The organism is Paenibacillus sp. GCM10027630 (assembly GCF_042676305.1).
In the GTDB taxonomy this organism is placed as follows: domain Bacteria; phylum Bacillota; class Bacilli; order Paenibacillales; family NBRC-103111; genus Paenibacillus_S.
The window spans coordinates 15468-27754 of record NZ_JBHTGY010000013.1 but is presented as its reverse complement, the minus strand read 5'-3'; the positions used below and the strand labels follow the sequence as shown (position 1 = coordinate 27754).

Sequence of the window (12287 nt, the reverse complement as noted above, 5' to 3'; positions counted from 1 at the left end):
GAAACCATGCAGCAGCAGGTTTGACTGAGTGAGGGTGGTGAGGCTCAATGGGGCTGGGCTTCACCGATCAGCATTCCGCCCCAGTCATTTCATTGGTGAACATTTTCTTATACTCAAGCGGAGTCAGCTTCTTGGCTGATTCCGCTGCATAGTGGATCTGCATCGCCCGACGTCTTTTCACCGAAAAATTCGGTGGTGTCCCATGATGCAGGAGGCCTGAGAATAAAAGCGCACCGCCCGGCTTTAATGGAACAGCGACATCACGCTCGACTTGCACGCTCAGGTCACAAAGCTGCCAATCGCGGACAGCATAATGAGGAACGGCACCATCCCGATGGGAGTAAGGAATGACGTGCATACAGCCGTTGTCCAACTCAGCTGGATCGAGTGCAATCCATATACCGATTACGGATTTGTCGAAAGCGAGTGGGCCGTAGGCCATATCCTGATGCCATGGCTTCTCGGCACCCCCTGTAGGCGGTTTCAAAATGGCTTGATCCTGCGCGACCTTGGCTTCTTCACCGAACAACTGTGCCATGACACCCATGATACCGTCTTGAAAGGCCACATGTCTGAGTCGCGGCTCATGGTCAATATAATCATATATTTTGCGGGCTGCAAGCTCTCTTTCTTCATCAGAATGAAGCTGGGATTTTGGCTTAACATACTGCACCTTAGAGCCTAATGAGCGCTCATAGAGGATGTCCATTAAGGCTTCTAACGAGTCCTTAATTTCATTTTCATCCAATACTTCATCGATAACTAAATAACCGCGTTCCCAAAATTGTCTCACATGCTGTTCGGTAAAGTCTTTTATAGTTCGGATGCGGTCTGATTCAATAGAATCGTAGCGGTACAGCTTCTCGGCGATGTCTTGGGCTAATTGCTGCTCATCTTGATTTTCGTAAGAGTATAAGGTTCTTGGCTCCTTGGCTTCGTTCATTTTGTTACGGCCTCCTTCATCTTCTGCTTGAATTTATCATACCAAGCAGAAGGGGGCATAGAAATGAAGGTAGAATACGTTTTTTTATACTTAAACCGATATCAGCTAATTTCCGTTGTCAATGTCCTCATTGTTTTGATTGACACTGCCGTGAGCGCGGGAGGGCTCAGTGCTCCACTTGTACTTGGATGGCGGAGCGCCATAGTGTTCCTTGAATTGCTTGCTGAATAAATAAACGTTGGCATAACCCAAAGACTCTGCAACCTGAGATACGTTCATGGGCGTTTCCATAAGCAGATGCACAGCTCTTTCCAAACGAACATCGGTGATGTATTGCTTGATGGAGGTACCGGTGTACTTCTTGAACAAAATGCTTAAATATTCTGCAGAAAGCTGAACATGATCCGCAATTTCCTGATGCGACATTCTTCTTCCAACGTCCTCACGGATATAACCGATCACGCGTGCGATCACTTGCTTTTGCTTGCCGGCCGATGAGGTTTGCTCCTCCTGCTGCCGACTGTACAGATACAGCATAATTTGTTTGAGCATCAGGTTATATTCTATATCCGACCAAGCGCCATCGTTGTATACGACTTGCAGCAATCGGTTTAACAGCATTTCTATAAACAACGTATCACTTACTAATGTATGGCGCTCAGGAAGCAGCGAGGCATCAAAGGGCTTTTTTGAAATCAAATCCGTCAGATTAAAATGGATGAAAATAACGGTCAGCCGATCGTTCAAATCCTGTGTTGCCTCTGTTATATCGCTTGGACGAATAAGAAAACAGCTGCCTTTTTGGATCGGATACGAGACTCCATTTATTGTCATAGTTCCCTTGCCAGCAACGGCATACCATAGATCGTAATCCTGTAGCGGTTGATGAGGACGCCAATGCCATGCTGGCTCACAGCGAGCCTTGCCCGCATTGGAGCTACGTTCAAAGCTCGCGTTGAGAAGCGGGAAATCTTCTGTCGGGTGATTGTCCATCTTGGACTTCTCCTATTCTAATAGCTTTATTAAGCTCCGATTTCTTCAAACCTGGACTGTAACTATTTCCCTGTTGCTCTCGTTATAGAAAAGAAAGCATCCTAATCAAATTGAAAAGGGGGATCTTTATGGAGGTAGGCACGGTATATTTCTCCGACCGATTTTTCTCGACCGGGTTGACAGATATTCGTGATGAGCACAACAACAAAATGGGCGAGCTTGATCTGCAAAGCATGTTCTCTTCGGGTATTCATGTACTCGATGATCGGGGGCGTATGACTTATAGCGGTAAATTCCGCTTTTTCTCCAATACATGGTTAGTACTGGACCGAGACGGTGATGAGATCGGTGCTCTTAAAGCAAAGATGGCTTTTTTCAAAAAGCATTATGCGTATGTCGGTCGTCACGGAGAGCTTCGGATTGAGGCTCCTGCTTTCTCCAAGGAATATACGGTTACGACAGTCCGTGGTGAAGTAGTAGCAGAATTCGCTAGAACGGATGGAATGTTCTCTTCAGGCGCCTTTGCTTTGACGAATCTTTCCGCCCTGCCCATAGAAGAGCTTATCCTGGTTGTTATGGGAGTTCATGCCATTCAAAAAAGGCAGAGCGCTGCGGCCAGCACCTAATTGTCAATATATCACACAGGATGCTACGAATGAACCAACAAATATGCTGAGGCTTAGGAAAAAAAGTGCATGGAAGAGAGAGCATTGGGAAATCTAGAACTATTAGGAATGACAACATGCGGGGTGCTCTTTCATGCCAATGGTCGAATTGAACGGAACACAGATTCATTATCAAATAGAGGGGAACGGGGTGCCGATTGTTTGCATCCATCCTCCGATGATTTCCAGTAACTGCTTTACCTACCTGCGTCAACAGTTGGCCGATACGTTTCAGATCATTACATTCGATATTCGAGGACATGGAGCAAGCGAGCCGTCCGAACGAAAGGTAACCTATCCGCTTATTGTCGGGGACATCAGGCAGCTGCTGGATGCCCTTCACTTACCTTCGGCTTACCTGTGCGGATATTCTACTGGCGGTTCAGTTGCTTTGCAAGCGATGCTAACTTACCCGGATCGTTTTCTCGGGGGGATTCTGCTCAGCTCAATGCCGGAAATGAGCGATTGGTACAATCGGGCCTGGATATGGGCGGCGACTCAAGTATCTCGGCTTAAAGGCAAGCATTTAATGGCGGCTGTGATGTCGGCGGGGAATGCGGATAAGATGCAGACGTTCAAACGTTTGTATAGACAAGCTATACAAGGGCATATCCGCAACAGTCAAGAATATTTCGAATACAGCCTGAATTTCAATTGTACGAAGCGGCTCCATGAAATTGATTCCCCGATACAGCTGATCTATGGTCAAAAAGATAGGAGATTCCACCGATATGCCCATATGCTGAAGCGTAATTTGGCGCAAAGTACCTTGCAATTTATCGCTAACGCCAATCATCAGCTGCCCATTAAGAATGGTGTGGAGCTCTCCGGGATGATTCGTTCGTGGATTGAACTTGCAGAAGATGAACGCTGGCGCGATTCCAAGCATAGACAGGTGCTTACGCATGAGTATGTGGACGACAATGAGTTTGAGAGTCAATACGATCTTGAGAATGAATATGGGAATCACAATGAGCAACTAGCGCACTTTGCGGATGAAGAATTCACTAATGCTCTGGAAGCGCAAATTGCAGAACTATCGGAGCAACAACCAGATCAGCACGAGAAGCATGAAGATTATTAAGCTAACAGATTAACGCTTTTATGGGTAGAAGTGGAACGGATATACCGCTCCCCCTCGCAGGTTCGGTGAAGGGAGCCGTACATCCGTTCCACTAGAGAGTCCAACTGCCTTGTCACCTTTGTAACCAACGATATCTCCGCTGACCAAGCGATCACATCAATCGACATCCATACGAACGAGAGTATTGCTGCTCTGCCAAGAATTTTGAGAGAGATATAATGATTGATCAACGAAATAAAGCGCCGCTGAACGCGCTTCCCCCAATCCTGTAAGTCCGGTTCCATCGATTCGCAGCTTATCCATATAGGCAGAGCTATGAATGCCGAAGGTTCCGTTCATCATATAAATCCAGCCTTGGCGGTAGTGCAGAGTTGTTATCCAATGATCCGAAGTATAAAGGGGAATGATTACAGAACCATCTGCGCTCATTTTATTTAACTGTTTTCCGTAATCACTGACATAGTAGATCCAATCATCGATAGCAATTGCTCTGGTTACATTGTCTAGAAGCTTGCTTTGCTCATAACCATTGAGATTCATTCGGTATAGGTTAGCGGGTTCATCGTCACTTTCCTGCATCAGAAAATAGATCTGCCCGGCATTTATGAAAAAAGGGTACATCCTTGTCCCGCTGACAAGCTCTTGATCGTCCGACCCATCGATGTTCATTTTATGGATGGTTGATTAAAAGCGTGATGAGGCTGATGTTTATTTTATTAAGCATAGGGCACTCCTTTTAAAAAACGAATATTTATTTCTTAATCTTTTAACGTGAAATCAGTTGCTATAGTTACACCAAAAGAGGATGAAAATAGAAATTGTACAAGAAGGGAGATCAAAGGAATCTGGGGGCGAAGGTAGATAGTAACCAAACGGCCATGCGGAGGAATTAGTTAAAAGTTGCAGCACATATAACATTTTATGGTATATTGGAAGAAAAAGGAGCTCGGGATTTTATGAGGAAAATTATTATTGTTCTTTCTATTATTCTGATAATCGGGTCAGCTGCGACGGCAGTTGCTGCTTCCGCTGAAGCTGTGCAGGCGACGGTTGCCAAGTTTGTATTTAAAGTGAATGGTGTAGAGAAGGAATTAAAGAACAGCCCTTTAGTAGTGGATGGAACTTCATATTTACCTGTACGAGAGGTTGCTGACCTGCTCGGATATGAGCTTGGTTATGAAGAAACAACGGGGACAATCAGCTTTGAGCAAAAGCAGGCTAAGAGCAATCCGTATCAAGAGTTAACGGAAGCTCCAGACTTATCAGAATGGATCAATGTTCTTGATCTGATTCGATTTTATGAGGGAAATGATATTAAAGCCTCTTTATCTGGTGATCACTCCGTTACAAATCTAAATATAGGCGCTTATGGAATTGGCTTCCCTTTTTCATTCGAAGACCAGTACAAGCAGGGGGATGTCCCTAAGTTATACCAGAAATACAAGGGGAAGCTCTCTATGTTAGTTTACAAAAACAATATCCACGTCAATAAATCCAACATTAAAGATTTAGGTTTTCCTATTGAGGATGAATGGATGCCGGCAGCGGATTTAACGAAAACTTCTACAAAATTTGATTTCAGTTTACTTAATGGCGTAGGGAAATTGAAGCCAGTGTTTCTATACACCGAACAAGGGATAATACGTGCCATGAACTCCAAAACGGGGATTTTACTCAACAAAGAAGACTTAAAAGCAAGAGGGCTAATTAGTTAATAGTGTTAAGGGATGACAAATCGTGTAAGTAGGAAGAAAATTTTACTGTGATTAAAATAGAATGAAGAGTATGAATAAAACCGCCCACATCTGGACGGTTTTATTCGTATTTGCAGCATTTTTGAAATTTACAGCGAAACATCTCCTAGCAAAAGCGGTCTGTCAAGTGAAGCACTATAAGGATAGTCTGCATCATAAGACCCAAATATTTACTATTCAAGCAACTTTTCTTTGTACATTAGCGTCAATAGAGAAACGGGATTTAGAATGATTTCCCAGGAATGGAGAGGAGAAATACGGTGGTACTAGACAGAGAGAAGAAACGGCTCACCTTATGGATGGGGATCATGGTTGTTGTTCTGTGTATATGTTCCTTACTGTGGACTCGGCCTGCGGCAGCTGCGGGTTCGATAGAGCTCCAGATGGAAGCGGGCTATGATGGTAAAATAAAAGATGGACAGTGGTTCCCGGTTAAGTTTACCGTGACCAATCCGTCTGAAGATGTAAGCGGCGATCTGGTTGTGCAGATGGTCAATCCAATGGGAGGCAGCGATGCCACTTACATCAAGCACATTGACTTGCCTAAGCAGACGACGAAGGTTGTGTGGATGTCCCTGCCTGGCATGTCGTACAACAGCAAAAATAATGTTATTAAATTTTATAAAGGTGATTTAAGCAAAGGGGAGATCATCCCCATTACCAAAGGCAATGATTACATAGCGGCAACGCCTACTCAGTCGGTTCAAGTAGGCGTGCTGGCGCGGGACCCGGATACACTTAACTTTTTATCGCTTCTGCAGTCAAAAAATATAGCGGTCAGCGTCATTCATTTGAAGCCGGAACAGCTTCCAGGCGAATCGGTTATGCTTGAAAGTCTCGATGTGCTCGCTTTGAATGATTTTGCCTCCGACCAGTTGAAGGAAGATCAGGTTACAGCAATTACGTCATGGGTAAATCGTGGCGGTACGCTGGTGTTGGCTGGTGGCGCCGGATACCCTAAGACGGCTAAAGCTTTCGAGAGTCTGTCACCGGTAACTTACACAGGAACAACCTCTTTATCCGGTCTGTCTTCACTCGAGCAAGCATCGGGTAAGGAGCTTAAGCTTGGCGAGCCTTTTACGGTTTCGACATCAGGGCTGAGATCAGGTGAGATCATTACCCAGGAGAAGCAGCTGCCCCTTTTTGCCAGAAAAAACATAGGAAGCGGAGAAGTATGGTACGTGGCCTATGACCTTGCGCTCAATCCGGTAGCCTCGTGGAACGGAAATCCCGAGCTATGGGAGAAAGTAATCCAAGGCCACTCAGGACCAACCAATATGAAGCGTGGAAGACCGGGCTATTCCTTCATGAATCAATTTATGGAGGTGCAGTATGCGCTCGATTTTTTCCCTTCGTTAGTGTCGCCGTCCTTCTTCCTGCTGCTGATCGTGTTTCTGATTTATGTCATTCTTGTAGCTCCGTTTTTATACCTGCTGCTGAAAAAAATGGATAAAAGAGAGTGGGCCTGGATTATCATCCCCGCCTTTTCTATTCTGTCGAGCGCCGTTATTTTTATGATCGGATCTTCGGACAAAAGCTCAACATTAATACATACACTCAACACTCTGGAGCTTAACGGCAGCGGTCAAGGACAGCGGACGAGTGCAACAGCTGTGTTTGTTCCTCGCGGTGGGAATTATGAGCTTGAGGTTCCTAAGGCTGCGCGTACGGTTTTGGCTAACACGAATCAGGGCTTTGGCTCTAATGGTCAGTTGACCGGGATTTCTGATCAACACATTCGTCTGGATGCGGAAAAAACGCGAATTGGTTGGTCGGATGTACCTTATTGGTCTGTGCGCAAAGCATGGGTTCAAAACGATGAAGTCGAGCAATTAGGTAAGTTCGAGGTGAACCTGACGTTGGATTCCACTGGACTTAAAGGTGAAATCGCCAATGCAACGAAAAGTGACCTGAACGATATTAATATTATTATCAACCGGAGCGTGTACAACGTAGGAGAATTAAAGGTTGGGGAGAAAAAGCCGATTGCGTTAACTTCTCCTACAAATATTAATAATGGTAATTTCGATTACGGCTATCTTTTGTTTAATAACCCGAATGGAATGAATGGCGGCATGATATACAGAAACGGCAATGGAAACATGGATACCCATGAACGTGAACGCCAAATGATTAATTCGTACATGAACAATAGCAGCAAAGGGATGAATCAGGGGAAACCCGTGGTCATCGGCTGGAGTAAGGATAAGCAATCGTTATTCAAGGTGAATGGCAAGGAGGCTAACTCCGATCAATTGAACCTGTGGGTGCAGGCGGTTGATTTCCAAGTTGTTCAAGGGGATAAGATATCGATTCCTGCAGGCTATATAAGCCCTGTTATTGTTACTAACAATACGAATCAATTATTTATGGAGCCAAACGGAATGGTAGTGATCGGCAACGGTTCCGTGACGTTCGAATACGCACTTCCGAGAATTCAGGGTGCTTCCTATACGAAGCTGGATATGCGTATGCCAGGTGGAGCAGGCGTTCCACAGTTTCTGACATTAGAGCTGTGGAACGGGGAAAAGCAAGATTGGGAGCCACTTGACTTGCGCACCCCGGTAGAGAAAAAGGATAACCTATCAGCTTATATCATAGACGGTGGGACCACAATACGAATGAAGGCTACGACCACACAGCAGTTCGGCTTCCAGTTCCCTGAGGTAGCCTTGGAAGGGACGGTGCGCCAATGAGCAACGATCAGGAAGTAAGCAAGCAGAAGATGGGAAGTACAGAGGTAGCAGAGCCGTTGAATGAGAACGGGGAGATTGGTACAGCGATGAGTGCAGGTCGAGAAATGGAAAGACTGGCGGGTGATAATCAGAATTTGCCTAAGCCGATGATAGAAATTAAGGATTTAACGAAAACCTACGGCAGCTTTACTGCGTTGAAATCGATGAGTATGGATATTGCCAAGGGCTCCGTGTTTGGATTCGTCGGACCCAACGGAGCCGGTAAGTCAACTACGATGTCGATTCTCGCGACGCTGCTCGCACCGACCTCGGGCTCGGCCAAGGTTGGCGGTTTCGAAGTAACAGAGTATCCGAAGGAAGTGCGCAAGCTGATCGGCTACATGCCGGATTTCTTCGGTGTGTACGATCAGTTCAAAACAACAGAATATCTTCATTTCTATGGAGCCAGCTACGGAATTCCGCGAGCAGATCGGGAGAAGCTCATTCCTCAGCTGCTGGAGCTGGTTAACTTAACGGATAAAGCGGATTTCTATGTCGATTCCTTATCGAGGGGAATGAAGCAGCGGCTATGCTTGGCGCGATGCTTGGTGCATGATCCAGAGCTGCTGATTTTGGATGAGCCGGCGTCAGGGCTTGATCCGAGAGCCCGGATTGAAATGCGCGAAATATTGAAGGAGCTTAAGTCAATGGGTAAAACCATCTTGATCTCCTCGCATATTTTGCCGGAGCTGGCGGAAATGGTGGATGAGATCGGCGTCATTGAGCATGGACAGCTTATTGCCAAAGGCAAGGTGCAGGATATCCAGAACCGGATGCGGGTCAAACGGGTATTGCACATACGTGTGCTGGAGCGGGAGCAGGAGGCGGCGGCATTTCTGCAGGATCAGCCGCATGTTTCCATGGTGCTGCATGATGAGCAAGGCATCCATGTGCATTTCGGGGGACAGGATGAGGATCAGTCCAACCTGCTTCTGGAGCTGATTGGCAAGGGCTACCGGATCATAACGTACAGTGAAGCGCAAACGAATCTGGAGGATGTGTTCTTGGAGATTACGAAAGGAGGCGATGCGCTGTGAGGAATGGCCTCGGTTGGCGCCAAACATTAATTAATCCTGTATTGGACAAAGAGTTCCGGCTGCGCATGCGGACGGCTCGCTCGTCTCTGTCATTGTTGTTCTATTTGCTTGCTATTGGGCTTTTAGCAATGGGCTTTATATACTTAAATACAGGTGGAATTCGCGGAGGAGCAGCGAGCTTCCGCCCACAGGAAAGCCGGGAGCTGTTTTATTTCCTGAGCATTGCCCAGCTGGTGCTGGTTGCTTTTATGACACCTGGCCTGACTGCCGGCGTCATTAGCGGGGAGCGGGAGAAGCAGACACTGAACATACTGCTGACGACACAGCAGAGCTCGACGACGATTATTTTGAGCAAGCTGGTTTCTTCATTAAGCTTTATGCTGTTGGTTATTATCGCTACGCTGCCGGTGTACAGCATCGTGTTCCTGTTCGGCGGCATTTCGCCTAAGCAGCTGTCTTTGGTTTTCTTGTTTTATATTTTTGCAATGTTCGTGCTGGGTGCGTTCGGAGTGTTGTTTTCAACCATATTTAAGCGGACGATGATCTCAGTTGTCGTGACCTATGGCTTTACACTGGCTGTATTTGCCGGAACGGGACTGTTGTATATCTTTTTACAGGGGGTGCTCCGTCAATATAATCAAGGGGTGAATCCTCCATCTTACGGTTGGGTTGGATATGTGCTCGGACTTAACCCGGTTGCTGCGCTGCTCAGTATTTTCGAGCCGAACCTCAATCGTGAAGCGTTCGGCAATAGAATGACGCCTAGCGGCACACCGACGCCCCCACCTATTGAGCTGTGGCAGGAATTTGTTCTTGTATATGCAGTGTTGGCTGTTGGAGCGCTGCTGCTAAGTATTCGATACATTCGCCCGAGATTGAAGAAGCGGGGTTAGATTTGTTGGTGGAATAGGATGACTTTCTAAATAACGAGTAGCGAGTTAATCGGATGTTGGACCTATGAGATGAGGTTAACCGAGAGCACTTTATCTGCCTCTAGATGGGCAGGTAGAGGAACTGGGATGCGCTATTTGGTTGTTCACACGTCATAAATCAAATGGAACGGAACTAGGATGTCTTATTTGTTGGAAATGTGGGCATTTCGGCAGGTTGGAGATGAAATAGCGCATCGTATTTCCGCAGCTTCATGAATTTGATGAGATGCAAGACAAATAACGGAATGACGTTCCGTGAGAGTGGGGGCTTCTCATAAAAAGCAGCCCTATTGATAAAAGGATGAAGGAGCTCCGAATCTATGGGGAAACTCCCTTTATTGCACGAAGTATTCAACACCGCTATGGAGTGACTGGAGTCGGCGTAATGGAATAAGGTATGAAAGGAGTCGTTATAGCTATGCTGAGTGTGGAGTCGCAGCGTTTGCTGGAGCTGCTTCGGCCGGTCCGACGCAGAATGCTTGGAATCCGCATGACGGAGCTGGGCGCACTGGGTCTGGTGGCGGGATTGATTGCTGCTTTCCTATGGATGCTCGCCGGGCATTTCTTTCCGATTCCTTATTATCGGTTGGAGGCTGTGCTGCTGGTGCTCCTTGGGGGAATGATTGGTGTACTGTACCCTTTGATAAGAAGGATAACGCCAGAGGCGGCTGCTAAAGTACTGGATAAAGCGGGTGCCGAGGAAACTGTACTTACGGCGCTTCAATATTTGCATCAAGACACACCTATTATCCGTATGCAGCGTGAATCAGCGATTGCTTTTACCGAAGCGGCAGTGCGAAATCTGCCGAAGGTAGTCATGCTGAGCGGATTTAAAAGGCGGCTATGGGTTATTGGCATCTGCTCCTGCATGCTGGCGGTCATGCTTATTTTGCCTAATCAGATGGATGGAATTTTGGCACGAAAGCAAGCGGAAGCTTCATGGGTGGAAGAGCAAAAGCAGAATGTGGAAAGTATGGCAGAGAAGCTGAAGGTTGAAAAGCTCGATCCGATTGTCAAAAAGCCAACCGAGCAAACGCTCCTGCAGCTGCAGGAAGGACTCGAGCAGAGTCGGGACGTTAAGACGGCGCTCGATGAAATGGAGAAGTCGATGAAGGAGCTGCAAAAGCAGGCGGAGCCGTTAGCCAAGCGACAGGCTGAAGCGGAGCAGTGGGCTGACCAAATGCAGCGGCAGCCGATGCTCAAGCAGCTCGGGCAAAGCCTGAAGCAGCAGGACGCTTCAATGCTGCGCCAAAGCGCCGAGCAATTGCGCGAGCAGGTGCTGAAGCTGACGAAGGAGCAGAAGGAAGCACTCGCGAAGGAGCTGGAGAAGCTCGCGGCAGCGATGCCGGATGCTTCATCGGAGCAGGCGGAGCGGCTGCGCAAAGCGATGGAGGCTGCCGCGAAGGAGCTGCAAAAGCAGGCCGGCGACGCATCGGCCGATCCGGCGCAGCTCGAAGCGCAGCTGAAGGAGCTGGAAGCGCGGCTCGCTGAGGCGCTCCAGCGGCAGCAGCTGAACGCGCAGCAGCAAGCGCTGGCGATGCAGCAGGCCGCGCAGATCGCGCAGGCTGGGCTGCCGATGGCGGGCCAACTGGCGGCGCAGGGCGCAGCGCTCTCAGCCGCGTGGAGCCCGAGTGGCCTCGCGAATGCGCTGGCCACGGCTGCGATGCCTGCAGGCCCCGGCGGCACGCCGAGCCCTGGCGCGCAGCCGGGCGCTGGAGCACAGCCGGGCACTGGTGCCGGAGCCGGAGCTGGCGCAGGAGCCGGAGCGGGTGCAGGTGCCGGAGCGGGAGCGGGAGCAGGTGCAGGAGCGGGTGCAGGAGCGGGTGCAGGGGCAGGTGCAGGTGCAGGTGCCGGAGCCGGAGTCGGCAACGGGTCGAGGAGCCTGGTCACGACGCCGCGTAATCTGCAAGGCTCTGGCAACGTGCAGTCCGATCAAGGGGCGGTTAACGGCTCCGGGGGCGAGGTACAGAAGGGTGGCTCCTCGCCAATGATGGACGGGGCGACGAGGCCGTATGAGGAAGTGTTCACCGAATATGCCAATGAGGCCAAAAGCTCGTTAAACCGCAGCCAGCTGCCGCAAAATGTACAGAATCTGGTACGTGATTATTTTACGGAAATCCAACCGAATCGATAAATGACAATGA

Annotated in this window: 11 protein-coding genes; 7 read left to right on the top strand and 4 right to left on the bottom strand. The window is 48.2% G+C overall.

The window, feature by feature from the left end; all coding sequences use genetic code 11:
* Nucleotides 1-67: 67 nt before the first annotated feature.
* Nucleotides 68-943: a phytanoyl-CoA dioxygenase family protein gene (locus tag ACFQ0C_RS07285; RefSeq protein WP_379365393.1), complete on the bottom strand. Its 876-nt coding sequence runs from the start codon at nt 941-943 to the stop codon at nt 68-70.
* A gap of 105 nt (nt 944-1048) precedes the next feature.
* Nucleotides 1049-1936, bottom strand: coding sequence for a helix-turn-helix domain-containing protein (locus ACFQ0C_RS07280; RefSeq protein WP_379365391.1), 888 nt, complete (start codon nt 1934-1936; stop codon nt 1049-1051).
* Between the two features lie 128 nt (nt 1937-2064).
* Between ACFQ0C_RS07280 and ACFQ0C_RS07275 the strand changes: the two genes are divergently transcribed.
* Complete coding sequence (locus ACFQ0C_RS07275) at nt 2065-2562, top strand: LURP-one-related family protein (protein WP_379365389.1); 498 nt, start codon at nt 2065-2067, stop codon at nt 2560-2562.
* 133 nt (nt 2563-2695) lie between these two features.
* Nucleotides 2696-3685, top strand: a complete 990-nt coding sequence (locus ACFQ0C_RS07270) for an alpha/beta fold hydrolase (RefSeq protein WP_379365387.1) — start codon at nt 2696-2698, stop codon at nt 3683-3685.
* Here ACFQ0C_RS07270 and ACFQ0C_RS07265 read toward each other — a convergent pair.
* Complete coding sequence (locus ACFQ0C_RS07265) at nt 3682-3840, bottom strand: hypothetical protein (protein ID WP_379365385.1); 159 nt, start codon at nt 3838-3840, stop codon at nt 3682-3684. The genes ACFQ0C_RS07270 and ACFQ0C_RS07265 overlap by 4 nt on opposite strands.
* A gap of 1 nt (nt 3841) precedes the next feature.
* The gene (locus ACFQ0C_RS07260) at nt 3842-4354 is read right to left on the bottom strand and encodes a DUF5050 domain-containing protein (protein ID WP_379365383.1); all 513 of its coding nucleotides are present in this window, start codon (nt 4352-4354) and stop codon (nt 3842-3844) included.
* A gap of 287 nt (nt 4355-4641) precedes the next feature.
* On the opposite strand from ACFQ0C_RS07260, the gene ACFQ0C_RS07255 reads away from it, so the two are divergent.
* The 5 genes from ACFQ0C_RS07255 to ACFQ0C_RS07235 all read left to right on the top strand — a co-directional run bounded on the left by ACFQ0C_RS07255 (nt 4642) and on the right by ACFQ0C_RS07235 (nt 12277).
* Nucleotides 4642-5400 carry a stalk domain-containing protein gene (locus ACFQ0C_RS07255; protein ID WP_379365381.1) on the top strand — a complete coding sequence of 253 codons (759 nt, stop codon included), beginning with the start codon at nt 4642-4644 and terminating at the stop codon, nt 5398-5400.
* 299 nt (nt 5401-5699) lie between these two features.
* Entirely contained in the window at nt 5700-8135 is a 2436-nt protein-coding gene (locus ACFQ0C_RS07250; protein ID WP_379365379.1) for a DUF7408 domain-containing protein, read from the top strand.
* A 146-nt stretch (nt 8136-8281) separates the two neighbouring features.
* Nucleotides 8282-9211, top strand: coding sequence for an ABC transporter ATP-binding protein (locus ACFQ0C_RS07245; protein WP_379365509.1), 930 nt, complete (start codon nt 8282-8284; stop codon nt 9209-9211).
* Nucleotides 9208-10104, top strand: a complete 897-nt coding sequence (locus ACFQ0C_RS07240; protein WP_379365377.1) for an ABC transporter permease — start codon at nt 9208-9210, stop codon at nt 10102-10104. The genes ACFQ0C_RS07245 and ACFQ0C_RS07240 overlap by 4 nt, the downstream gene beginning before the upstream one ends.
* A gap of 457 nt (nt 10105-10561) precedes the next feature.
* Nucleotides 10562-12277 carry a spermidine synthase family protein gene (locus ACFQ0C_RS07235; protein ID WP_379365375.1) on the top strand — a complete coding sequence of 572 codons (1716 nt, stop codon included), beginning with the start codon at nt 10562-10564 and terminating at the stop codon, nt 12275-12277.
* Nucleotides 12278-12287 lie beyond the last annotated feature (10 nt).

Bases quoted from the DNA above. Each gene is read 5' to 3' on its own strand.
- ACFQ0C_RS07245 (WP_379365509.1), top strand. From the start codon at position 8,282: ATGATAGAAATTAAGGATTTAACGAAAACCTACGGCAGCTTTACTGCG.
- ACFQ0C_RS07255 (WP_379365381.1), top strand. From the start codon at position 4,642: ATGAGGAAAATTATTATTGTTCTTTCTATTATTCTGATAATCGGGTCA.
- ACFQ0C_RS07285 (WP_379365393.1), bottom strand. From the start codon at position 943: ATGAACGAAGCCAAGGAGCCAAGAACCTTATACTCTTACGAAAATCAA.
- ACFQ0C_RS07235 (WP_379365375.1), top strand. From the start codon at position 10,562: ATGCTGAGTGTGGAGTCGCAGCGTTTGCTGGAGCTGCTTCGGCCGGTC.
- ACFQ0C_RS07280 (WP_379365391.1), bottom strand. From the start codon at position 1,936: ATGGACAATCACCCGACAGAAGATTTCCCGCTTCTCAACGCGAGCTTT.
- ACFQ0C_RS07275 (WP_379365389.1), top strand. From the start codon at position 2,065: ATGGAGGTAGGCACGGTATATTTCTCCGACCGATTTTTCTCGACCGGG.
- ACFQ0C_RS07270 (WP_379365387.1), top strand. From the start codon at position 2,696: ATGCCAATGGTCGAATTGAACGGAACACAGATTCATTATCAAATAGAG.
- ACFQ0C_RS07260 (WP_379365383.1), bottom strand. From the start codon at position 4,354: ATGAACATCGATGGGTCGGACGATCAAGAGCTTGTCAGCGGGACAAGG.